Consider the following 22,153-nt stretch of genomic DNA (forward strand, 5'->3'; position numbering starts at 1 on the left):
CCCCGGGGCAGCAGACGCCGGCCTGCGGTCAGCGGTTTCGCTCACGGTTCTCGCGCCCGAGGGCCTCGAGCAGCAGGCCCAGGCACGCCGCCCGGGCCGCGGCCCGGACCTCGTGCCGTCCCGGGACCTCGGTCTCGGCGGGGGCGGCGGACCGCACCTCCACGCCCAGGGGCCCGGCGACCGCGACGTGGAAGGTCCCCGGTGGTCGCCCGCCCTGCGGGTCGGGGCCCGCGACCCCCGTGGTCGCGAGCCCGTAGTCGGCCGCGAGCCGGGTGCGCACCCCCTCGGCCATGGCGCGCGCGACGTCGGGATGCACCGGCCCGACCCGGCTCAGCAGCCCCGCGTCGACCCCGAGGAGCTCGTGCTTGAGATCGGTCGCGTACGCGACGACCCCGCCCCGCAGGCACCGGGACGCCCCGGGGACGGTGACGAGGTCGTCGGTGAGGGCCCCGCCGGTGAGGGACTCCGCGACGGCGACCGTCCGACCGAGCCGGGTCAGGAGCTCGACAGCCCGCCGGGGCATCCCCGCAGCCAGAGCGGGGAGCACCGGGTCCTTCGCGTGCTGCGGGTGCTCGGGGTCCAGGCTCATGCAGCGGCCTTGCGCACCTGCCAGCCCCGGCGGAGGTAGTCGAGACCGGTCACGACCGTGACGAGCACAGCCAGGACCAGGACGATCCACGCGATCACGGTGACGACGCTCGGCAGGGTCCACAGCGGGAGGACGAAGAGGCCGATCCCGACGGACTGCAGCACCGTCTTGAGCTTGCCGCCGGGTGACGCCGGGATGACCACGTACCGCAGCACGGCGAAGCGCATCGCGGTGATGCCGAGCTCGCGCACCAGGACCACGATGGTGACCCACCAGGGCACGTCCCCCAGGGCGGAGAGGGTCAGGAGCGTGCCACCGATCAGCAGCTTGTCAGCGATCGGGTCGACCAGCTTGCCCCAGTCGGTCACCTGGTCGAGCCGACGCGCGAGCCAGCCGTCGAGGCGGTCGGTCCCCGCTGCCAGGGCGAAGAGGGCCGCGGCCACCCACCTCCACCCGCCTCCCCCGTCGTCGAGCACGAGCGCGACGACCACGACGGGCACAAGACCGATCCTGGCCACGGTGACTCCGTTGGCCAGGTTCCACACGGGTGTCCCTGTTGCGACCACGGGCCAACCCTACGGTGCTCGGCCGTCGCTCATGCCGACGACAGGCTCCGAGCGGCCCGCGCCGAAGAGCCAGCCCTGCCCGTAGCGCCAACCGCAGCCCCGGAGGAACTCGGCCTGCTCAGGGGTCTCGATCCCCTCCGCGACGGTCACCATCTCCATCTCCCGGGCGAGGGCTCCCAGCGCCCGCGAGACGCGGGCCGCCGCAGGGTCGTCGGGGATCCCTGCCGTGAAGGACATGTCCAGCTTGACCCCCGTGACGGGCAGGTCACGCAGGTAGGACAACGGCGCGACCCCGGTCCCGAAGTCGTCCAGGAGCACCGGCACGCCGCCCTGCCCGAGCACGGACAGCTCGTGCCGGATCCGGGTCCCGGCGTCGACCAGGCTGGCCTCGGTCAGCTCGACGACGAGGCGCCCGGGCGCGACCCCGAGGCGGGCGAGCTCGGCGAGGACCACCCCGGTGAGCTCGCCGTCGGCCAGCTGCTCCGCGGAGGCGTTGATCGAGACCCAGTACCCCCGGTCGGCCGTGGCGGCCAGGTGCGCCACCGCCTGCCGCGCGACGTCCAGCCCGAGGGCGACCGACAGGCCTGCCTCCTCCGCGGTCGCGAGGAAGGTGCCCGGCAGGAGCAGCCCTCGTTCCGGGTGCTGCCACCGGACGAGGGCCTCGTGCCCGACGACGTACCCGGCCTCGAGGTCCACGACGGGCTGGAAGTGCAGCACCAGCTGACCGGCGTCGATGGCCTGACCGAGCTCGGCGGCAGCGCCGTGCCGGACCGCCCCGGCCATCGACATCGACGGGTCGTACACCTCGGTGCGGCCGCGCCCACCGGCCTTGGCGCGGTACAGCGCCGCGTCCGCCGCGGCGAGCAGCCCCATGACCCCGCCGGCCAGCAGACCCGGGTCGGCGACCGCGGCGCCCACGCTGGCCCGGACCGGCAGCCGTCGGCGCTGCGCGCGCACCGGGTTGCGCAGGCCGCGGTGGATCCCGGCCGCGACCTCGAAGACCGTGCGCGCCGCGTCCGGGTCCTCGACGACCACCACGAACTCGTCGCCTCCGAGCCGCGCCACCGTGCCGCGGCCGCCCGTCGCCGCCCGCAGCACCCCAGCGACGTGGACCAGCACGTCGTCCCCCGCAGGATGGCCGTACCTGTCGTTGATCTGCTTGAACTCGTCCAGGTCGATGACCAGGACGGCGAGCCCGCCGTCGGCCCCTGGCCGCTCGATCGCCTCGTGCAGCACCTCGTGCATCAGCGACCGGTTCGCGAGCCCGGTCAAGGGGTCGTGCATCGCGCGGTGCGCGAGCATCTCGGCCTGCAGTCGCGACTCCGTGGTGTCGCGGACCTGCGCGACGAAGTGGTCGGGCTCGCCGTCCGCGAGGCGGACCAGGACCACGTCCAGGACCACCCAGACGGTCTGCCCGTCGGCACGCAGGTAGCGCTTCTCCAGGCTGAGCCGCGACTGCTGCCCAGCCAGGAGGCCGTGCACCCCGGCGCGCTCGGCGGCGCGGTCGTCCGGGTGGGAGAGGGCCGACAGGTCCCGACCGACGAGGGCCTCGGGACGCGCCCCCAGCAGGCTCGCGAAGGCTGCGTTCACCCTGGTCAGGCGCCACTGCGGATCGATGAGGACCATGCCGATCGGCGCGTACTCCATCGCGGCCTGGAACTGCTGCTCGGACCGCGCCTGGGCCGCGAGGGCATCGCGGCGCCCGCTGACGTCGGCGAGCCAGGTGGTGAGCTCCTGGCCGCCGTCGACGGTCGGCGATCCCCGGGTCCAGACCTGGACCCAACGGTGCGTCCCGCCGTCGAGCGGCTCGACGACGAGCACGACGTCCTCCCCCCATGCCTCGGCGCGACGCGCGAAGACCGCCGCTGGGGCGACCTCCTGACCGGTCTCGCTCCGCCACCGGACGGGCAGCTCCGTCACCGGGCTCCCGACGAGGGCCTGCACGGTCGACCCGAGGAGCGTGGCAGCGGCCTCGTTGACCTCGAGAATCCTCCCGCCGGCCCCGTGCAGCACGATCCCGTCCCGCCCCGAGGCCATGACCCCCGCCAGCCGCCGGGAGACGGCTGCGGCCGCCGTCGTGGCCGTCCGCCTGCTCACGGCGAGCTCGCGCCGGCTGCGCACGAGGAGCAGGGCGAGAACCGCCAGACCCACCCCCAGGGCCGCCAGCGCGGCGACGAGGGGGCTCAGGGGGCTGAGGGCGCCCATCGCTGCCCGTCGGGCTCGTCCTCGAGCTCGGGCCCCACGTCCGTCTCGGCCCCTGGCTCACCCCGCAGCATCGCCAGGGTTCCCGGCAGGTCGTCGGGCTGCACCATCACGTCGCGGGCCTTCGAGCCCTCCGAGGGCCCGACGATCTCCCGGGACTCGAGCAGGTCCATCAGACGGCCGGCCTTGGCGAACCCGACCCGCAGCTTGCGCTGCAGCATCGACGTCGAGCCGAACTGGGTGGTGACGACGAGCTCGGCCGCCTGCAGCAGCAGGTCGAGGTCGTCGCCGATGTCCTCGTCCACCTGCTTCTTGGGGGCCGTCGCGGTGACGTCCTCGCGGTAGGTGGGCTTGAGCTGGGTCTTGACGTGGTCGACGACGGCGTGGATCTCGCTCTCGGTGACCCAGGCGCCCTGCACACGGATCGGCTTGGCGGCACCCATCGGCAGGAAGAGGGCGTCGCCCTGCCCGATGAGCTTCTCGGCCCCCGGCTGGTCCAGGACCACGCGGGAGTCGGTCAGCGAGGAGGTGGCGAAGGCCAGACGCGAGGGCACGTTGGCCTTGATCAGACCGGTCACGACGTCGACGCTCGGGCGCTGCGTCGCGAGGACCAGGTGGATGCCGGCGGCCCGAGCGAGCTGGGTGATGCGCTGGATCGAGGCCTCGACGTCACGCGGGGCGACCATCATGAGGTCGGCGAGCTCGTCGACGATCACCAGCAGGTACGGGTACGGGGCGATCTTGCGCTCGCTGCCGGGCAAGGGCTTGACCTTGCCCGAGCGCACGCCGACGTTGAAGTCGTCGATGTGCTTGTACCCGAACATGGCGAGGTCGTCGTACCGCGACTCCATCTCCCGCACCACCCACTCGAGGGCCTCGGCGGCCTTCTTGGGGTTGGTGATGATGGGGGTGATCAGGTGCGGGATCCCCTCGTACAGGGTGAGCTCGACCCGCTTGGGGTCGACCAGGATCATCCGCACCTCGTCGGGGGTCGATCGCATGAGGATCGACGTGATCATCGAGTTGACGAAGCTCGACTTGCCCGCGCCCGTGGCGCCCGCGACCAGCAGGTGGGGCATCTTGGCGAGGTTCGCCACGACGTAGCCGCCCTCGACGTCCTTGCCCACACCCATGACCATGGGGTGCTCGGTGCGCCGTGCGGCCGAGGAGCGCAGGACGTCCCCGAGGGAGACGGTCTCGCGGTCGGCGTTGGGGATCTCGATGCCGATCGCCGACTTGCCGGGGATCGGCGAGAGGATGCGGACGTCGGCGCTCGCCACCGCGTAGGAGATGTTCCGGCTCAGGGCCGTCACCCGCTCGACCTTGACCCCGGGGCCGAGCTCGAGCTCGTAGCGCGTGACGGTCGGCCCACGGCTGAACCCGGTCACCGTCGCGTCGACGCCGAACTGCTCGAGCACGGTCGTCAGTGCCTCGACGACCCGGTCGTTGGCCGCCGAGCGCACCTTGTGCGGCATGCCCTTGGCCAGGGCCGCCTCGGGGGGCAGGGTGTAGACGACGTCGCCGTCGAGCATCGGCTGCTCGCCGCGGGGCATCGCGCTGGTCGGTGGCGGGAGGAGATCGGGCGAGGTCACGACCGCCGTCACCGGCTCGGCGGGGTCCTCGTGGGGCACCTCCGCCTCGAGGACCGTCGTCTCCTCCTCGGCGGCAGGGTCGGCCGGTGCGGTCAGGGCCGCGGTCTCGAAGGCCTCGTCACCGGCGAGCTGCCCGATCTCGACGGTCTCCTCGACCTCCGGGGTCCGGCGGCGCGACAACCGGGGCACCCGGCGCTCCCGCCCGGCCTTGGCCGACTGCTGCTCGGCGAGGGTCGGCATGCGTGAGAGGTCGTCCTCCTCGGCCTGCTCCTCGTCCTCCTGGCGTCCGCCGGTGAGCCGCTCGTAGAGGGCGCGCAGGCGTGGTCCGATCTGGTGCACCGGGGTCGCGGTCACGACCAGGACGCCGAAGAAGCCGAGCAGGACCATCAGCGGGAGCGCGACCCAGGCGGTGAGCAGGTGCTCGAGCGGCGTGGCGAGGAGATAGCCGAGCACACCACCAGCGGCCCGGACCGCGGCGAAGCCGTCCGAGGGCGAGGGGAGGTCCCCCGCCAGGTGCACGATCCCGCAGACCGACAGCAGCACGGCCGACAGGCCGATGCCCATCCGCCCGTTGGCCTCGACCCGCTCGGGGTGACGCATGAGACGCACCGCAGCCAGGAGCAGGAGGATCGGCACGACGACGCCGACCACGCCGAAGGTCCCGGCGACCACGGCGTGCACCGCGTCCCCCGCGCTGCCCGACAGCCCCCACCACTCCCGGGCGGCCACCACGACGGCCAGGCCCAGCAGGAAGAAGGCCAGACCGTCGCGCCGGTGCGCCGGGTCGAGGTCACGTGCGCCCCGCCCGAGCCGACGTGCCGTCCCGCCGACGACGTGGGCGCCACCCATCCAGGCGCCCCGCACCATGCGGACCGGGAGCGACCGCTGCGCAGGCGCCGGGGCCGGGCGCCCGCCGGAGCGCCCCCCGGTCGCGGAGCCGCGCGGGCTCGGGCGCGCTGAACCCCCTGACCGCGCCGAGGAGGCGCGACCGGAGGCACCACGGGGTGCGGACGTACGGGTGGCCATGCTCCCCACGGTACCGGGGCAGGGCTCAGCCCCCCGGGAGGCTGCTCCTCGGCCGGGCCGTGTCGTCGGCCCGCTCGTCAGACCTTCGCGGAGACGAGGTGCCCGGCGGTCACGAGGGCCGCACGGACCGCGGCGACCTCGTCCTCGTCCGCGGGGACCTGGGGCAGCCGCATGGTCGCTCCGGGGATCAGGCCGAGGAGGGCGAGGGCGAGCTTGGAACGCAAAGCCCCGTTCCCGCTGCCGCAGATGAGGTCGATCGTCGGCAGCAGGGTGGCGAACTCCTGCCGCGCCAGGCTGACCTCACCACGGTCCCAGGCGCGCAGGACCGAGGCGACCTCGTCCCCGAGCAGGTGCCCAGCCATGCTCACGATGCCCACTGCGCCGACCGAGAGGAACGGCAGCAGCATGCCGTCGTCCCCCGCGTACCAGGCGAGGCCGGTCCGGTCGATCGAGCGCAGGGCGCTCTGGACGTCCCCGGTCGCGTCCTTGACAGCCACGATGCGCGGGTGGGCAGCCAGCCTGTCGAGGGTCGCCGGCTCGTAGCGGACCACGGTCCGCCCGGGCACGTCGTAGAGCATGACGGGCAGGTCGGTCGCGTCGGCCACCGCGACCGTGTGGCAGTAGACGCCCTCCTGCGAGGGCCGGGAGTAGTAGGGCGTCACCACGAGGAGACCGTGGGCGCCGACCTCGGCGGCCTGCTCGGCCATCCGGACGGCGTGCGCGGTGTCGTTCGAGCCAGCGCCGGCCACGACGACGGCCCGGTCCCCCACGGCCTCGACGACCGCGCGGATGAGCTCGGCCTTCTCGGGGGCGTGGGTGGTGGGGGCCTCCCCCGTCGTGCCGTTGAGCACCAGGCCGTCGTGGCCGTGGTCGACCAGGTGGGTCGCCAGCCGCGCGCCGGCCTCGATGTCCACCGTGCCGTCGGCCCGCATCGGGGTGACCATCGCGGTGAGGAGCGCCCCGAAGGGGCGGGACGGCGTGTGACTCATGGCGACAAACTAACCCCCGACGCCTGCGGCGCGCGCCTGGTGGTCACGGGCCGGGCGCTTCGCGCACGAGCGTCACGAACCGGTACCGGAGCCCCGTGCTCGAGACCGCCCAGCCCTCGAGGGGCTCGCGGTTCGCCTCGACCCACCCGGGACCGCGGGCGGGCGCTGGCGTGTCCCCGCCGACGGCGATGTCGACCTGCGTGACCTCGAGCCGGTCCGCCGACGGGAGGAAGGCCGAGTAGATCTCAGCACCTCCGAGGACCCACAGGTCCTCGCCCTCGGTCCGGCGCAGCACCTCGGCGACCTCGGCGACGACCTCGGCCCCCTCGAGGACCAGCTCCGCCTGCCGGGAGAGCACCAGGTTGCGCCGTCCGGGCAGGGGGCGGAACCGCTCGGGCAGCGAGTCCCAGGTCCGCCGCCCCATGACCACCGGCCGTCCCCGGGTCAGACCGCGGAACCTCGCCATGTCCTCGGGCAGGTGCCAGGGCAGCCCGCCGTCGACGCCGATCCACCCGTCGGTCGACTCGGCCCAGATGAGTGAGACGGTCACGGGCTCAGACGGCGATCGGCGCAGGGATGGCCGGATGGTGCCGGTAGCCGGCCACCTCGATGTCCTCGAGGGTGTAGTCGAGGATCGAGGGCGCAGGCCGCAGCTGCAGGCTGGGCAGGGGGTACGGCTCGCGGCTCAGCTGCTCGTGGACCTGGTCGAGGTGGTTGTCGTAGATGTGGCAGTCCCCGCCGGTCCAGACGAAGTCACCGACCTCGAGCCCGGTCTGCTGGGCGACCATGTGGGTCAGCAGGGCGTAGCTCGCGATGTTGAAGGGCACCCCGAGGAAGAGGTCCGCGCTGCGCTGGTACAGCTGGCAGGACACCCTGCCCTGGGCCACGTGGAACTGGAAGAGCGCGTGGCAGGGAGCCAGGGCCATCGCCGGGATCTCGGCGACGTTCCAGGCCGAGACGATGTGGCGCCGGGAGTCGGGGTCCCGTCGAATACCCTCGACCAGGTCGGTGATCTGGTCGACGTGGCCGCCGTCCGGCGTAGGCCAGGACCGCCACTGGACCCCGTAGACCGGGCCGAGCTCGCCGTCGGGCGCAGCCCACTCGTCCCAGATCTTGACGCCTCGCTCCTGGAGCCAGCCGACGTTGGAGTCCCCCCGCAGGAACCAGAGCAGCTCGAGCACCACGGAGCGCAGGTGCACCCGCTTGGTCGTCACGAGCGGGAAGCCCTGCTGCAGGTCGAAACGCATCTGGTGACCGAAGAGGCTGCGCGTCCCGGTGCCGGTCCGGTCCCCCTTGGGGACACCCTCGTCGAGAACCCGGCGCAGCAGGTCCTCGTACTGGGTGGGCACGGCGGTGGCAGGCACCGTCGAGGAGGGGGCCGCGGCCCTCAAGGCCAGGTCTGCCGATCCGGAGGAGCCGTCAGGGGCCGATCGCGTCGCCATGGGGTCATCGTAGGTCTCCCGGTGCGACGGCGGTGGCGGACCCTGCCGCCAGGCCCGGCCGTCCCGCCGGGGGAACCGCGACTGGACTCCGCGGCGGGCGACGACATACTGGCGCCATGCCCGCTCATCCCCTTCCTGCAGCGGGACCGGACGGCACACCGGAGGACACGGGCCGGGCCGCGGCGCGGACGCGGGTCATCCGGCAGGCCGCGTCGGTGTCGGTGGCGACGGGTGTCTACGGGGTCTCGTTCGGTGCCCTCGCCGTGGCGGCGGGCCTCGACCTGGCGCAGACCATGGCCCTCAGCCTCCTCATGTTCACCGGTGGGTCGCAGTTCGCGTTCATCGGCGTCGTGGGTGCGGGGGGCAGCCCCGTCGCGGCCGTCGCCACGGCCGGGCTTCTCGGGTCGCGCAACGCGCTCTACGGGGCGGCGATGGCCGCGCTCCTCCGGCACCGCGGGCCACGGCGCTGGGCAGCCGCGCACCTGACGATCGACGAGTCGACCGCCGTCGCGGTCGCGCAGGAGGACCCGGTGATGGCCCGCGCGGGCTTCTGGTGGACCGGTCTCGGGGTCTTCAGCCTCTGGAACCTCTTCACCGTCGTGGGCGCCCTGGTGGGTGACGCCCTCGGCGACCCTGCCCGCTGGGGCCTGGACGCAGCGGCTGCCGCCGCCTTCCTGGGTCTGCTCTGGCCGCGGCTGGGCGGGCGCACCGCACAGCTCGTCGCCGCCTGCGCCGTCGTCGTCGCCCTCGCACTCACGCCGGTCGCCCCGGCTGGGGTACCGGTGCTGGCTGCAGCGGTCGTCGCCGTCCTGGTCGGGTGGAGGGACCCCACGCCGCGGCTCGGTCGACCGGCGCCCGGGTCGGTCACGCAGGGGGACGCCCCGTGACGAGCACCTGGCTCGCTGTCCTCGGGGCGGCCGTGCTCTGCTTCGCGATCAAGCTGCTCGGCCACCTGGTCCCCGAGCACTGGCTCGCCCAGCCGCGCGTCGCCAGGATCGCCGGACTCGTCACGGTCGCCCTGCTCGCCGCGCTGGTCGGGGTCCAGACCTTCACCAGCGGCGGAGCCGTCGTGGTCGACGCACGCCTGGTGGCGGTGGGTGTCGCCGCGGTGGCCCTCGCCCTGCGCGCACCGTTCGTCGTCGTGGTGGTGCTGGCCGCCTTGGTCGCGGCAGGGCTGCGCGCCCTGGGCTGAGGCCCGCGGGAGGACTGGCGGCGGCCCGGACGGCGCCGAGCACCCGGTCGACGCGTTGATAGCCTGCGCGGATGGCACTCTTCCGCGAGCAGGCTGACGTCTCGGTGCGACCTGCTGTCGCCGAGGACGACACCGCGATCGCCCGCGTCCAGCTCGAGGCCTGGCGGGCCCACCACGCCGCGGTCCTGGGCCCGGAGGTCCTCGACCAGCTCGACGTCGCGGCAGTCCGCGCCCAGTGGACCCGCGCCATCACCCAGCCCCCCTCGACCGCCCACCACGTGCTCGTGGCCTGCGACGGCGCCGAGGTGGTCGGCTTCGCCTCCTCAGCCCCCGCCGAGGACGGGGTCGAGGTGCTCGCCCTCGAGGTCCTTCCCGGTCGCCAGCGCGGCGGCCACGGCTCGCGGCTGCTCACCGCCTGCGTCGACCTCGCGCGCGAGCACGGGGCCGTGCACCTGCAGACCTGGGTGCTGGACGAGGACGAGGCACGGGAGCAGTTCCTCGGCTCGGCCGGTCTCGGGGCCGACGGCGCCCAGCGATCCCTCGGCATCAGCGCAGGCCCCGACGGACTCACCCGCACCGTGCAGGAGCACCGTTGGGTCGCCGAGATCTGAGCGTTTCCGTGGGCGGGCGACCTCGTCGCCTCAGCCTCGGGCGGTCCCGGAGCGCCACAGCCGGGCGGCCGTGCGCAGCGAGGACCGCGCCCGGCGCCGGTCCCCCGCGGCGTCGTAGGCGAAGCCCAGCCGGAACCAGGCAGCCCAGTCCTCGGGGGAGGCCTCGACCTCGTGCCGGGCGAGGGTGAACGCAGCGTCGGCGGCGCTCCGGTCGATCCGTCCCCCGGGGCTGCGCGGCAGGTCGTCGACCGGCAACGAGCCCGATGCCGCGAGGGTGTCCGCCATCTGCTGCACCGTCGTCGCGAGCCACAGCTCACGGGCCAGCAGCCAGAGGCCGAGGAGCGGCAGGACGAGGATGGCCAGGCCCAGCCCGACCGCGACGGGCTCACCCGTGCCGACGAGGACGACCCCGCGACCCACCACGGCCACCAGGTACACGAGGAAGAGCGCGACCATCACCAGCGCGCCGAGGAGAGGACGTCGCACGGTCCCTCAGCCCAGGTCGAGGTAGTGCTCGAGGCCGACCGTCAGGCCAGGTCGTCGACCTACCTCACGCACCGCGTGCAGCACGCCGGGCATGAACGAGGTGCGGTCGAAGGAGTCGTGCCGGATGGTGAGCTGCTCCCCGGCGTTGCCGAGCAGGATCTCCTCGTGCGCGACCAGTCCCCGCAACCGCACAGCGTGCACCCGGATGCCGTCGACCTCGGCCCCCCGCGCCCCGTCGAGCTGCTGGCTGGTGGCGTCCGGCACGGGGCCGAGGCCCGCGTCCCGACGGGCTGCGGCGATGCCGGCTGCGGTGTGCCGGGCGGTGCCGCTCGGCGCGTCGGCCTTGTCGGGGTGGTGCAGCTCGACGACCTCGACAGACTCGAACCACCGTGCCGCCTGAGCGGCGAAGCGCATCGCCAGGACCGCCCCCAGGGCGAAGTTCGGCGCGACGAGGACCCCCCGCCCGGGCGCCTCGGCGAGGTGCTCGCGGACGCGTCCGAGGGAGCCCTCGTCCCACCCTGTGGTCCCGACGACGACGTGCACCCCCGCATCGATCAGGGCGTGCACGTTCGCCTCGGTCGCCCCGGGGACGGTGAAGTCGACCGCGACCTGCGCTCCGGCGGTCGCGACCTCGGCGACGTCGTCCCGCGCGTCGAGGCGGGCGACCACCTCGAGGTCGGGGGCGGCCTCGAGGGCCTGGACGGTCGTGGCGCCCATGCGCCCTGAGGCGCCGAGGACGGCGACGCTGATCGGCTGGCTCACGGTGAGCCACACTAGTGCGTGGTCCGGATGCCGGTGAGCCCTGGGCCTGCCCAGGGCTCATGTCCGGTCCGTCCGCTGCCGAGGAACAGGTCATGACTCGTCGCGCCCTGGTGCTGGTCCTCGGGACCCTGGGGCTCCTCGCGACCACGACCCTCGCTGCGGCGGCGATCCATGCCGCGGAGCTCCTCCGCAGCAGAGCGGAGGTCGAGGCCGAGCTGAGCAGCCTCGGGCTCGACGTCGACGAGGTGCTTCCCCTCGACCTGGTCGAGCTGTTCTGGTGGTCGACCGAGTGGTCGGTGGGCGCCACGGGCCTCGCGTTGCTCGCCTGGGTGGCGGCGGCCCACTCCCGGGCTCGTGGCGGTCGCGGACGACCGACCGTGCTGGTGACCGGAGCCCTCCTCGGCGGGTGGGTCGGGGCGTACCTCACGGCAGAGGAGCTCGCGAGCGGGTCCTTCGCCGTGCCCTGGCCCGGGCCGCAGGTGCCCTACGTCTGGGAGGGAGACGACCTCGTCCTCACCCTCGTGCACCCGGCCACGACCGCACCGCTCGTCCTGCTGGTGTCCGTCGCCCTCGCGGTGCTGCTCTCACGCTGGACCCCGCTGACCGCTCCTCCTCGGGCCTCGACGACCAGCGCCCGGGTGGCCGGCCTGGTGGCCGGCAGTCTGGGCCTGACCCTCCTGACCGTCTACGCCGTGGCGCACGTGCACGCCGTCGGAGAGATCTCCCGGTGGACGAGCGAGGAGCTCGTCGCCGGTGCGGCGACGCTCCTGGTCGTCGTGCTCGTGGCAGCGATCGCCTCGGGGGACGTCCCGTGGTCGGCGCCGGTGCTGGGCCTCATCTCCCTCGCGACCCTGCGCCCGCTCGTCGCGCAGTGGTCATGGGGCGGCCCCGACTCCTACCTCCTCGCGGGGCTCGCCGCCTGCGGAGCACTGGCCTGCGCGTGGGGATGGCGTCCCCTCGCCCGGGGCCTGGACCGGCTCGTCGCCGAGTAGCCGCCCCGGAATGCCCGACCGGGATCAGTCGCCGAACGGCCCGACCTTGACCACGGACCGGGGCTGGGCTGCGAGCAGGCCCGCGAGGTCCTGGACCTCAGCGGCCGTCACCGCACGGATCCGCTCGAGGGACTCGTCCTGCGTGAGGAGCTGCCCGTGCACCAGCTCGGCCTTGCCGAGCCGACTCATCCGCGACCCCGAGTCCTCGAGGCCGAGGACGAGTCCCCCCGACAGCTGGCCGATGCTCCGGTCGAGCTCGGCCTGGGTCAGTCCGTCCTGGGCCAGCCGCTCCCACTCGAGGGCGAGCAGCTCGACGACCTCGTCGACCTTCGCCGGGGTGCACCCCGCGTAGAGCCCGAAGACACCGGTGTCCGCGTGACCCGAGGCGAAGCAGTAGACGGAGTAGGCGAGCCCACGCTTCTCCCTGATCTCCTGGAAGAGCCGGGAGGACATGCCCCCGCCCAGCGCCGCGCTGAGGACCGAGAGGGTGAACCGGCGGTCGTCGGTGGCGGTCAGGCCGAGCCCACCGAGGATGACGTTGGCCTGCTCGGTGCTGCGGCGGATGGTTGTCTCGGTCGCCCGAGGGGCGGACCCGTCCGGCAGCGTCAGGGAGTCCTGCGCCCCGGCACCGCGACGCGCCCGGGGGGCGTGCCCCCCCGAGAGGTCCCACCCGCCCTGCTCGAGGGCCCCGACCACCTGGGCGCAGAGCGTCTCGTGGTCGACCCCGCCGGCCGCGGTCACCACGAGGGTGGCCGGGCCGTAGTGCTCGCGGTAGTGCTCCCAGACCGCGTCGCGGGGCACCGCACGGATCGAGGCGGGGGTCCCGCCGATGGGGCGACCCAGCGGGTGCTCGGCGAGCACCGCGGCGGCGAACTGCTCGTGGACGACGTCGGCAGGGTCGTCGTCGTTCATGGCCAGCTCTTCGAGGATCACGCCGCGCTCGAGCTCGAGCTCGTCCTCGTCGAGGGTCGCCGAGGTGACCATGTCCGCGATGACGTCCACGGCCATCGGCAGGTCCGCGTCGAGCACCCGGGCGTAGTAGCAGGTGTGCTCCTTGCCCGTCGCGGCGTTGGCCTCGCCGCCGACGGCGTCGAAGGCCTCCGCGATGTCCATCGCGGAACGGCTCGGCGTGCCCTTGAACAGCAGGTGCTCGAGGAAGTGCGTCGACCCGTGGTGGCCGTCGCGCTCGTCGCGCGAGCCCACGCCGACCCAGGCCCCGACGGTGGCGGAGCGCAGGCCGGGCATGTGCTCGGTGAGCACCCGGACACCGCCGGGCAGGACGGAACGGCGCACGAGGGCGCCGCCGTCCTGCTCGGCGGTCTGCTCGCTCCCCGGGAGACCCGGGGCGCTCAGCGGGAGGTCCAGGGGCACCTCAGGCCTGGCTGTCCTCGGACTGCTCGGACGACGCGTCGTCGCCCTCGATGACAGCGTGCAGCGAGAGCTTGCCGCGCGGGTCGATCTCGCCGATCTCGACCTGGACCTTCTGACCCACCCCGAGGACGTCCTCGACGTTCTCGACCCGCTTGCCGCCCACGAGCTTGCGGATCTGCGAGATGTGCAGCAGACCGTCCTTGCCCGGGGAGAGCGACACGAAGGCGCCGAAGGTCGTGGTCTTCACCACGGTGCCGACGAAGCGCTCGCCCACCTCGGGCATGTGCGGGTTGGCGATCGCGTTGATCTGCGCCCGCGCGGCCTCGGCCGACGGTCCGTCGGTCGCGCCGATGTAGACGGTGCCGTCGTCCTCGATCGAGATGTCGGCGCCCGTCTCCTCCTGGATCTGGTTGATCATCTTGCCCTTCGGGCCGATGACCTCGCCGATCTTGTCGACCGGGACCTTGACGCTGATCACGCGAGGAGCGTTGGGCGACATCTCGTCCGGGACGTCGATCGCCTCGTTCATGACGTCGAGGATGTGCATCCGCGCGTCACGGGCCTGGGTGAGCGCGCCCTGGAGCACCGAGGACGGGATCCCGTCGAGCTTGGTGTCGAGCTGGATCGCGGTGACGAACTCGCGGGTGCCGGCGACCTTGAAGTCCATGTCCCCGAAGGCGTCCTCGGCTCCGAGGATGTCGGTCAGGGCCGCGTAGCGCGGCTGGCCGTCGACCTCGTCGGAGATGAGCCCCATCGCGATGCCCGCGACCGGCGCGCGCAGGGGGACACCGGCGTTGAGCATCGACAGGGTCGAGGCGCAGACCGAGCCCATCGAGGTGGACCCGTTGGAGCTGAGGGCCTCGGAGACCTGACGGATCGCGTAGGGGAACTCCTCGCGGGAGGGCAGCACCGGCATGAGCGCACGCTCGGCCAGGGCTCCGTGCCCGATCTCGCGCCGCTTGGGCGAGCCCACGCGGCCGGTCTCCCCCGTCGAGTAGGGCGGGAAGTTGTAGTTGTGCATGTAGCGCTTGCGCGTCTCGGGGGCGAGCGTGTCGAGCTGCTGCTCCATGCGGAGCATGTTGAGGGTCGTGACGCCGAGGATCTGCGTCTCGCCACGCTCGAACAGCGCCGAGCCGTGGACGCGGGGCAGCACCTCGACCTCGGCCGAGAGCGTGCGGATGTCGGCGAGACCGCGTCCGTCGATGCGGACTCCGTCGGTCAGGACGCGCTGGCGGATGAGCTTCTTGGTGACCGCACGGATCGCGGCCGACAGCTCCTTCTCCCGACCGTCGAAGCCGTCCTGCAGGGCGCCGATCGCGGCGTCCTTGATCTCGTCGAGACGGCTCTCGCGCTGCTGCTTGTCGGCGATGGTGAGCGCCTCGGCCAGGGGGGCCGAGACCTCGGCCTCGACCGCGGCGTAGGCGTCGTCCTGGTAGTCCAGGAAACGGGGGAAGTCCTGCGTGGGCTTCGCGGCCTTGGCGGCGAGCTCGGCCTGCGCCTCGCACAGAGCCCGGAGGAACGGCTTGGCGGCCTCGAGGCCCTCGGCCACGACCTCCTCGGTCGGGGCCGCGACGCCCTCGTTCTTGACGAGGTTCCACGAACCCTCCGTGGCCTCGGCCTCGACCATCATGATCGCGACGTCGTCACCCACGACCCGACCCGCGACGACCATGTCGAAGACGGCGCGCTCCTTGTCGCTGTACTTCGGGAAGGCCACCCACTGGCCGTCGACCAGGGCGATGCGCACGCCGGCGATCGGGCCGGCGAACGGCAGGCCCGAGAGCTGCGTGGACAGCGACGCGGCATTGATCGCGAGGGTGTCGTACGCGTCGTCGGGGTGCAGGGCCATGACCGTGATGACGACCTGCACCTCGTTGCGCAGCCCCTTGACGAAGGTCGGGCGCAGCGGCCGGTCGATCAGACGGCAGGCCAGGATCGCCTCGGTCGAGGGGCGACCCTCACGACGGAAAAACGAGCCGGGGATACGTCCCGCGGCGTACATGCGCTCCTCGACGTCGACCGTGAGCGGGAAGAAGTCGAAGTGCTCCTTCGGGTGCTTGCCCGCGGTCGTGGCGGACAGCAGCATCGTCTCGCCGTCGAGGTACGCGGCGGCGGAGCCGGCGGCCTGGCGGGCCAGACGGCCCGTCTCGAAACGGACGGTACGGGTGCCGAAGCGGCCGTTGTCGATGACGGCCTCGGTGAACTGGATCTCGGGTCCCTCCATGGGATCCCCTCCTCGTGTCGATGTGCCCGTGCTTCGCGCGACGGTCATCGATCGAGGTCCGCGGAGCCGGCCGAGAACGGCCCTCCGCGAGCCACTACCGAGGACCGGACGCCGGTTCTGGGCGGTACTGGTTGATGCGGTGGTACTGCGTGTCGATCAGTCGTGCTGGTGGTGCCGGGCACTGGCCTGACACCGGACCAGCCCGGGCCCGTGGGGCCCGGGCTGGTCCGGGGAAGTCAGCGGCGGAGGCCGAGACGCTCGATCAGGCTGCGGTAGCGGGCGATGTCGATCCTCTGCAGGTAGCCGAGGAGGCGACGGCGCTGACCGACCAGCAGGAGCAGGCCACGACGCGAGTGGTGGTCGTGCTTGTGCTCCTTGAGGTGCTCGGTCAGGTCCTTGATGCGCTGCGACAGCATCGCGATCTGGACCTCGGGCGAACCCGTGTCGTTCTCGGTGGTCGCGTACTCGGTCATGATGCGCTGCTTCGTGGCGGCGTCGAGGGGCACGGGCTCTCCTGGGGTTCTCTCGTTGCGCGGTGCTCCGGGGCATGTCCACCCGGGCGCTCTGGTTCCGCGGCCGATCTGACGGCCCTGGCATGCTATCAGTCGGCCTCCGAGGCCCCCAACACCAGCGGACCAGGAGCAAGCAGGTCCCGGGCACGTGCGACGTCCTTCGCCATCTGCGTGACGAGGTCCTCGACGGTGTCGAAGCGTACGGTCGGCCGCAGGCGGGCGACCAGCTCGAGGACGACCTCCTCGTCGTACAGGTCGAGGTCGGTGCGGTCGAGGACGTAGGCCTCGACGCGACGCTGGACCTCGTCGAAGGTCGGGTTCGTCCCGATCGAGATCGCGACCGGGAGGTAGCCGTCGGGGAGCCCGTCGGGCAGGCCAGGGCGCCGGAGCCACCCGGCGTAGACCCCGTCGGCCGGGACGGTCCCCCTCATGTCCTGGCCCAGGTTGGCCGTCGGGTAGCCGAGGTCGCGACCCCGCGCGTCGCCGTGCACCACGGTCCCGCGGACGCGGTGCGGACGACCCAGGATGTCCGCGGCACCTGCCACGTCCCCGGCGGCGAGCAGCTCGCGGACCCAGGTCGAGGACCACCGACGGCTCGCGTCCTGCGGGCCGTGGATGTCCTCGATGACCTCGACGTCGAAGCCGTGGTCCTCGCCGAGCCGGATCATCGTGGCGAGGTCCCCTGCGTTGTCCCGGCCGAACCGTACGTCCCGGCCGACCACGACGGTGCGTGCCTGGAGCCCTTCGACCAGGTAGCTGCGGACGAACTCCTCGGGGAGCAGCTGGGCGAACTCGAGCGTGTAGTCGATCAGCAGCACCGCGTCCAGGCCGGTGGCGGCGAGCAGGTCGAGCCGGTCGGCGAGGCCCGTGATGAGCTCGGGAGTCTCGCCGGGTCGATGCACCTGGGCGGGGTGCGGGTGGAAGGTCACGGCGACTGCGCTGCCACCGAGGGCGCGCGCCGAGCGGACCATACGGGTGAGCACGCTGCGGTGACCCCGGTGCACCCCGTCGAAGTTGCCGATCGTGACGACCGAGGGGCCGAGGTCTGCCGGGACCTGGCGCAGGTCGGTCCAGCGATGCACGCGCTCTCCTCGTCTGCCGGCTGCTCCGCCCCGCGCGGACGGCGGAGCGGGACAAGCCTGCCACGACCGGGCGCTGCCGGACGACGTGAGGGGCAGACGCCTCAGGGGGCTCAGCCCAGGAGGACGGAGACCAGGATCAGGACCGCGAACCCGCCACCGACCGCGAGAACGAACCAGCCCAGGAGGTGCGCCAGGGCGCCTGCGCGATGCCCCGACCGGCCACGACCACCTCTACCCATGGGGCGGATCCTCCCACGTGCACGGTCGTCCGCGCGTCACGGGCCGGCGGGGCCGTCACCGGTCTCGTCGGGGCGCGCGAAGACGACGACCGGCCGGGATCGTCCCTGCTCGTCCGCGAGCAGGGCGACGAGCTCCCCGTCAGGCCCGAAGGCCCCCACCGGGAGCTCACGGGTCCCGGCAGGGCCGTCCTGCGCCACCGGGATCCGGCGACCGAAGGTCAGCTCGCGCGCGAGCTCGGCGTCGAGCTCGCGGCTGGGCAACGTCGCGCGTGCCGCCTGGGCGAGGGGCAGGACCGCGAGCTCGTCGGCCAGCTCGTCCAGCGTGCGCGCCCGGTCGATCCCGTACCCCCCGACCCGCGTGCGCCGCAGCGCGGTCAGATGACCACCGGTGCCCAGCGCCGCACCCAGGTCGCGGGCGATGGCCCGCACGTACGTTCCCGAGGAGCAGGTCACCTCGACGTCGACGTCGACCACGGGTGTCCCTCCGGCGACGCCGGGGCGGACGTCCTGCACCTGGAGCCGGTGCACCGTGACGCGTCGGGCGGCCAGCTCGACGGTCTCGCCGGCCCGCACCCGGGCGTAGGCGCGCCGGCCGTCGACCTTGATGGCGCTGACGGCCGACGGCACCTGGTCGACAGGACCGGTCAGGCGCGCGACCTGGTCGGCGAGCTCCGGGAGCGGGAGCTCGGCGCCGGCCTGCTCGAGGACCTCGCCCTCGGCGTCGTCGGTCGTGGTGACCACCCCGAGCCGGATCGTCGCGGAGTAGTCCTTGTCCGCCCCGACGACGAAGGTCAGCAGCCGCGTCGCGGACTCGACCCCCAGCACGAGGACGCCGGTGGCCATCGGGTCCAGGGTCCCCGCGTGGCCGACCTTGCGGGTGCCAGCCAGTCGGCGCACGCGCGCGACCACGTCGTGACTGGTCCAGCCCTCGGGCTTGTCGACGACGACGATGCCCGTGGGGGCTCGCTCAGCCACGAGGGGCAGGACCGTCCACGCCTCCGTCCGAGGGCTCCGTGCCGCCCTCGGCCTCCGGCGCGTCCTCGTCCTCGTCGTCGTGACGGTACGGGTCGGACTCCCCCGCGTACTGGGCGGCCGCGGCGAGGGCGGCGACCTCGGCGTCACGGGCCGCAGCCTGCCGCAGGGCCTCCTCGAGGTGCTGAGCGGTCTCGGGGATCGCGTCGGCGATGAACTCGAGCGTCGGCGTCAGGCGGATGCCGACCTGCTTGCCGACCTCAGAACGGATCACCCCCTTGGCGCTCTCGAGGGCGGCCGCGGTGCCCTCGCGGGACTCGGTGTCGCCGAGGACCGTGTAGAAGACCGAGGCGTGCTGCAGGTCCCCCGTCACCCGGACGTCGGTGATCGTCACGAAGCCCAGACGCGGGTCCTTGATGCGGGTGTCGAGCATGCGTGCCACGGTCTCGTGGATCCGGTCCGCGACCTTGCGCGCCCGAGGGTGGTCAACCATCAGAAGTCTCCTAGCGTGCTGAATGATCCACTGGTGCCACGGAGTCCCGCCGAGCTCCGCGCGGGTTCCCCCGGGGAGGCGACGCCGCGCGCGTGACGGGGTTCCGGTGCGCGGCCCGTGGTGGGCCTGGCGGGCGGCCGACGAAGGAGGCCGCCGGGTAGGGCCGCGCACCGGAACCCCGGCACGCGACCCCACTCGACGAGCTCACCTCAGGAGCGCGGCTTCTCCTGCATCTCGTACGTCTCGATGACGTCCTCGGCACGCAGGTCGTTGTACGACCCGAGCCCGATACCGCACTCGTACCCGTCGCGGACCTCGGTCGCGTCGTCCTTGAACCGCTTGAGCGACTCGATGGACAGGTTCTCCGCGACCACGGTGCCGTTGCGCAGCACGCGCGCCTTGGCGTTGCGTCGGATCACGCCGCTGCGGACGAGCGACCCGGCGATGTTCCCGAACTTGCTCGAGCGGAAGATCTCGCGCACCTCGGCCGTACCGAGCTGCACCTCCTCGTACTCGGGCTTGAGCATGCCCTTGAGGGCCGACTCGACGTCGTCGATCGCCTGGTAGATGACCGAGTAGAACCGGACGTCGACCCCTTCGCGGTCGGCGAGGTCCTCGACGCGCTCGGCGTACTTGACGTTGAAGCCGAGGATGATCGCGTTGTCGACCGTCGCGAGGTTGACGTCGTTCTGCGTGATGGCACCCACACCGCGGTGGATGACCCGCAGAGCGACCTCCTCGCCCACGTCGATCTTGAGCAGGGCGTCCTCGAGGGCCTCGACGGCACCCGAGACGTCGCCCTTGAGGACCAGGTTGAGGGTCTCGACCTTGCCCTGCTGCAGGGCGCTGGTGAAGTCCTCGAGGCTGATCCGCTTGCGACGCTTGGCCAGCAGGGCGGCGCGCTCGGCGGCCTCCCGCTTCTCGGCGATCTGCCGGGCCGTCCGCTCGTCCGGGGCCACCAGGAAGGTGTCACCGGCACGGGGCACGGAGGCCAGGCCGAGCACCAGGACCGGACGTGCCGGGGTGGCCTCGCTCACGGCCTCTCCGTGCTCGTCGAACATGGCCCGGACACGGCCGTGGGCCGTGCCGGCGACGATCGCGTCCCCGACCCGCAGCGTCCCGGACTGGACCAGCACGGTCGCGACCGCACCACGTCCCTTGTCGAGGTTCGCCTCCACCGCGACGCCTCGGGCGTCCTTGTCAGCGTTGGCCCGCAGGTCCAGGGCAGCGTCTGCGGTCAGCAGCACCGCCTCGATCAGCTGGTCGATACCCATGCGCTGGAGCGCCGAGATCTCGACGAACATCGTGTCGCCGCCGTACTCCTCGGCCACCAGGTTGTACTCGGTGAGCTGCTGGCGGATCTTGTCGGGGTTGGCCCCCTCCTTGTCCACCTTGTTGACCGCGACGACGATCGGCACGCCGGCCGACTGCGCGTGGTTGAGGGCCTCGACGGTCTGCGGCATCACGCCGTCGTCAGCCGCGACCACGAGGATCGCGATGTCGGTGACCTGGGCACCACGGGCACGCATGGCGGTGAACGCCTCGTGGCCCGGGGTGTCGATGAAGGTCACGGCACGCTCGAGGCCCTCGTGCTCGGTGTGGATCTGGTAGGCACCGATGTGCTGGGTGATCCCCCCGGCCTCGCCGGCGACGACGTCCGCGGAGCGGATCGCGTCGAGCAGCTTGGTCTTTCCGTGGTCGACGTGACCCATCACGGTGACCACGGGCGGACGGGCGCTCAGCTGGTCGTCGCTCTCGTCGGCGAGCTCGGCGTCGAGGTCGATGTCGAAGGCCCCGAGCAGCTCGCGGTCCTCCTCCTCGGCCGAGACCATCTCGATGACGTAGCCGAGCTCGTTGGCGAGGGTGCCGAAGGTGTCCTCGTCGAGGGACTGGGTCGCGGTCGCCATCTCACCGAGGTGGAACAGCACCGTGACCAGGCTCGCCGGGTTGGCGTCGATCTTGTCGGCGAAGTCGTTGAGGGACGAGCCGTGCCGCAGCCGGACGACGGTCTTGCCGTCACCGCGCGGGACCTGCACACCACCCAGGGAGGGGGCCTGCATCTGCTCGAACTCCTGGCGCTTCGCGCGCTTGGACTTCCGCCCGCGGACGGGCCGACCACCGGCGCGCCCGAAGGCACCCGCGGTGCTGCCACGGCCGGCACCACGGCCACCACCGCCGGGACGACCGGCGAAGCCGCCGGGGGCGCCACCGCCACCGCCGGGGCGACCGGCGAACCCGCCGCCACCACCGGGACGACCGCCGCCGGCACCACGGCCACCCGGGCCGCCCTGGCCCGGGCGACCGACCGAGGTCTTGCCCGGCATCATGCCCGGGTTCGGGCGGGGACCGCCCGAGGCACCGGCCGACTGCGGCGGCCGAGGACCACCGGTGCGCTCCGCGGCACCGGCCTCACGGCCTGCACCGGCGTCACGACCGCCACCGGGACGAGGCATGCCCTGGCTGGGCGCGAACGGGTTGTTCCCCGGACGCGGACCACCAGGACGACCGCCCTGCCGGGGCATGCCCTGGCTGGGCGCGAACGGGTTGTTCCCCGGACGCGGACCACCGGGACGAGGCCCTGCTGCCGGGGCGCTCGGCGCCGGACGAGGACCGGGCGAGGGACGCGACGGGGCAGGCTTGTCCGTCGACGGCTCGTCCACGCTCGGGGCGGGCGCCTCGGCGCTCGCGGCCGCCGGGGCGGCGGGGGCCGGGGCCGAGGGCGTGGGTGCCGACGGGACCGGGGTCGACGGCGCGGGGGCCGCCGGGGTGGGCTCCTGCGGCGCGGCGGGAGCTGGCGTCGCCGCCTGCTCG

General features: G+C 73.2%; 21 protein-coding genes. 4 read left to right on the forward strand and 17 right to left on the reverse strand.

Annotation, left to right across the window (positions count from 1 at the left end; translation table 11 throughout):
- Positions 1–28: 28 nt before the first annotated feature.
- The 7 genes from J4G33_RS16030 to J4G33_RS16060 form a co-directional block, all read right to left on the reverse strand.
- The gene (locus J4G33_RS16030) at positions 29–523 is read right to left on the reverse strand and encodes a CinA family protein (RefSeq protein WP_208057027.1); all 495 of its coding nucleotides are present in this window, start codon (positions 521–523) and stop codon (positions 29–31) included.
- Between the two features lie 62 nt (positions 524–585).
- Positions 586–1,155, reverse strand: coding sequence for a CDP-diacylglycerol--glycerol-3-phosphate 3-phosphatidyltransferase (gene pgsA, locus J4G33_RS16035; RefSeq protein WP_208056989.1), 570 nt, complete (start codon positions 1,153–1,155; stop codon positions 586–588).
- Between the two features lie 9 nt (positions 1,156–1,164).
- Complete coding sequence (locus J4G33_RS16040; RefSeq protein WP_208056990.1) at positions 1,165–3,360, reverse strand: putative bifunctional diguanylate cyclase/phosphodiesterase; 2,196 nt, start codon at positions 3,358–3,360, stop codon at positions 1,165–1,167.
- A complete protein-coding gene (locus J4G33_RS16045) occupies positions 3,339–5,798 on the reverse strand; it encodes an FtsK/SpoIIIE family DNA translocase (RefSeq protein ID WP_243759238.1) in 2,460 nt (819 codons plus the stop codon). Before J4G33_RS16045 ends, J4G33_RS16040 begins: the two co-directional genes overlap by 22 nt.
- 254 nt (positions 5,799–6,052) lie before the next feature.
- Complete coding sequence (gene dapA, locus J4G33_RS16050; protein WP_208056992.1) at positions 6,053–6,964, reverse strand: 4-hydroxy-tetrahydrodipicolinate synthase; 912 nt, start codon at positions 6,962–6,964, stop codon at positions 6,053–6,055.
- A 43-nt stretch (positions 6,965–7,007) separates the two neighbouring features.
- Positions 7,008–7,514 (reverse strand): dihydrofolate reductase, encoded by a 507-nt coding sequence (locus J4G33_RS16055; protein ID WP_208056993.1) that lies wholly within the window; start codon positions 7,512–7,514, stop codon positions 7,008–7,010.
- Positions 7,515–7,518: 4 nt separating this feature from the next.
- Complete coding sequence (locus tag J4G33_RS16060) at positions 7,519–8,406, reverse strand: thymidylate synthase (protein WP_208056994.1); 888 nt, start codon at positions 8,404–8,406, stop codon at positions 7,519–7,521.
- A 116-nt stretch (positions 8,407–8,522) separates the two neighbouring features.
- Here J4G33_RS16060 and J4G33_RS16065 point away from each other — a divergent pair, with 116 nt between their 5' ends.
- The 3 genes from J4G33_RS16065 to J4G33_RS16075 all read left to right on the forward strand — a co-directional run bounded on the left by J4G33_RS16065 (position 8,523) and on the right by J4G33_RS16075 (position 10,209).
- Positions 8,523–9,293, forward strand: coding sequence for an AzlC family ABC transporter permease (locus J4G33_RS16065; RefSeq protein WP_208056995.1), 771 nt, complete (start codon positions 8,523–8,525; stop codon positions 9,291–9,293).
- A complete protein-coding gene (locus J4G33_RS16070; protein WP_208056996.1) occupies positions 9,290–9,598 on the forward strand; it encodes an AzlD domain-containing protein in 309 nt (102 codons plus the stop codon). Before J4G33_RS16065 ends, J4G33_RS16070 begins: the two co-directional genes overlap by 4 nt.
- Positions 9,599–9,669: 71 nt before the next feature.
- Positions 9,670–10,209: a GNAT family N-acetyltransferase gene (locus J4G33_RS16075; protein ID WP_208056997.1), complete on the forward strand. Its 540-nt coding sequence runs from the start codon at positions 9,670–9,672 to the stop codon at positions 10,207–10,209.
- A 30-nt stretch (positions 10,210–10,239) separates the two neighbouring features.
- On the opposite strand, the gene J4G33_RS16080 is transcribed toward J4G33_RS16075, so the two are convergent.
- Both J4G33_RS16080 and dapB read right to left on the reverse strand, forming a co-directional pair.
- Positions 10,240–10,695, reverse strand: a complete 456-nt coding sequence (locus J4G33_RS16080) for a hypothetical protein (RefSeq protein WP_307793966.1) — start codon at positions 10,693–10,695, stop codon at positions 10,240–10,242.
- A 6-nt stretch (positions 10,696–10,701) separates the two neighbouring features.
- A complete protein-coding gene (gene dapB / locus J4G33_RS16085; protein WP_208056998.1) occupies positions 10,702–11,457 on the reverse strand; it encodes a 4-hydroxy-tetrahydrodipicolinate reductase in 756 nt (251 codons plus the stop codon).
- Positions 11,458–11,549: 92 nt separating this feature from the next.
- Here dapB and J4G33_RS16090 point away from each other — a divergent pair, with 92 nt between their 5' ends.
- On the forward strand, positions 11,550–12,449 hold the full coding sequence (locus J4G33_RS16090) for a hypothetical protein (RefSeq protein WP_208056999.1): 900 nt from the start codon (positions 11,550–11,552) through the stop codon (positions 12,447–12,449).
- Positions 12,450–12,473: 24 nt separating this feature from the next.
- On the opposite strand, the gene J4G33_RS16095 is transcribed toward J4G33_RS16090, so the two are convergent.
- The 8 genes from J4G33_RS16095 to infB all read right to left on the reverse strand — a co-directional run.
- On the reverse strand, positions 12,474–13,820 hold the full coding sequence (locus tag J4G33_RS16095) for a M16 family metallopeptidase (RefSeq protein ID WP_208057000.1): 1,347 nt from the start codon (positions 13,818–13,820) through the stop codon (positions 12,474–12,476).
- A 1-nt stretch (position 13,821) separates the two neighbouring features.
- The gene (locus tag J4G33_RS16100) at positions 13,822–16,044 is read right to left on the reverse strand and encodes a polyribonucleotide nucleotidyltransferase (protein WP_208057001.1); all 2,223 of its coding nucleotides are present in this window, start codon (positions 16,042–16,044) and stop codon (positions 13,822–13,824) included.
- A gap of 236 nt (positions 16,045–16,280) precedes the next feature.
- Positions 16,281–16,550, reverse strand: coding sequence for a 30S ribosomal protein S15 (rpsO, locus tag J4G33_RS16105; protein ID WP_208057002.1), 270 nt, complete (start codon positions 16,548–16,550; stop codon positions 16,281–16,283).
- Positions 16,551–16,645: 95 nt separating this feature from the next.
- Complete coding sequence (locus J4G33_RS16110) at positions 16,646–17,638, reverse strand: bifunctional riboflavin kinase/FAD synthetase (protein ID WP_208057003.1); 993 nt, start codon at positions 17,636–17,638, stop codon at positions 16,646–16,648.
- A gap of 110 nt (positions 17,639–17,748) precedes the next feature.
- Positions 17,749–17,877, reverse strand: coding sequence for a hypothetical protein (locus J4G33_RS17580; RefSeq protein WP_256436169.1), 129 nt, complete (start codon positions 17,875–17,877; stop codon positions 17,749–17,751).
- A gap of 36 nt (positions 17,878–17,913) precedes the next feature.
- Positions 17,914–18,852: a tRNA pseudouridine(55) synthase TruB gene (gene truB / locus J4G33_RS16115; RefSeq protein WP_307793967.1), complete on the reverse strand. Its 939-nt coding sequence runs from the start codon at positions 18,850–18,852 to the stop codon at positions 17,914–17,916.
- Positions 18,845–19,342 (reverse strand): 30S ribosome-binding factor RbfA, encoded by a 498-nt coding sequence (rbfA, locus tag J4G33_RS16120; RefSeq protein ID WP_208057004.1) that lies wholly within the window; start codon positions 19,340–19,342, stop codon positions 18,845–18,847. The genes truB and rbfA overlap by 8 nt, the downstream gene beginning before the upstream one ends.
- A 209-nt stretch (positions 19,343–19,551) precedes the next feature.
- The coding region (infB, locus tag J4G33_RS16125) for a translation initiation factor IF-2 (RefSeq protein ID WP_208057005.1) at positions 19,552–22,153 on the reverse strand (2,602 nt) is incomplete at its 5' end.

Origin of the sequence: Actinotalea soli, from assembly GCF_017565425.1 — a bacterium.
GTDB lineage: Bacteria > Actinomycetota > Actinomycetes > Actinomycetales > Cellulomonadaceae > Actinotalea > Actinotalea soli.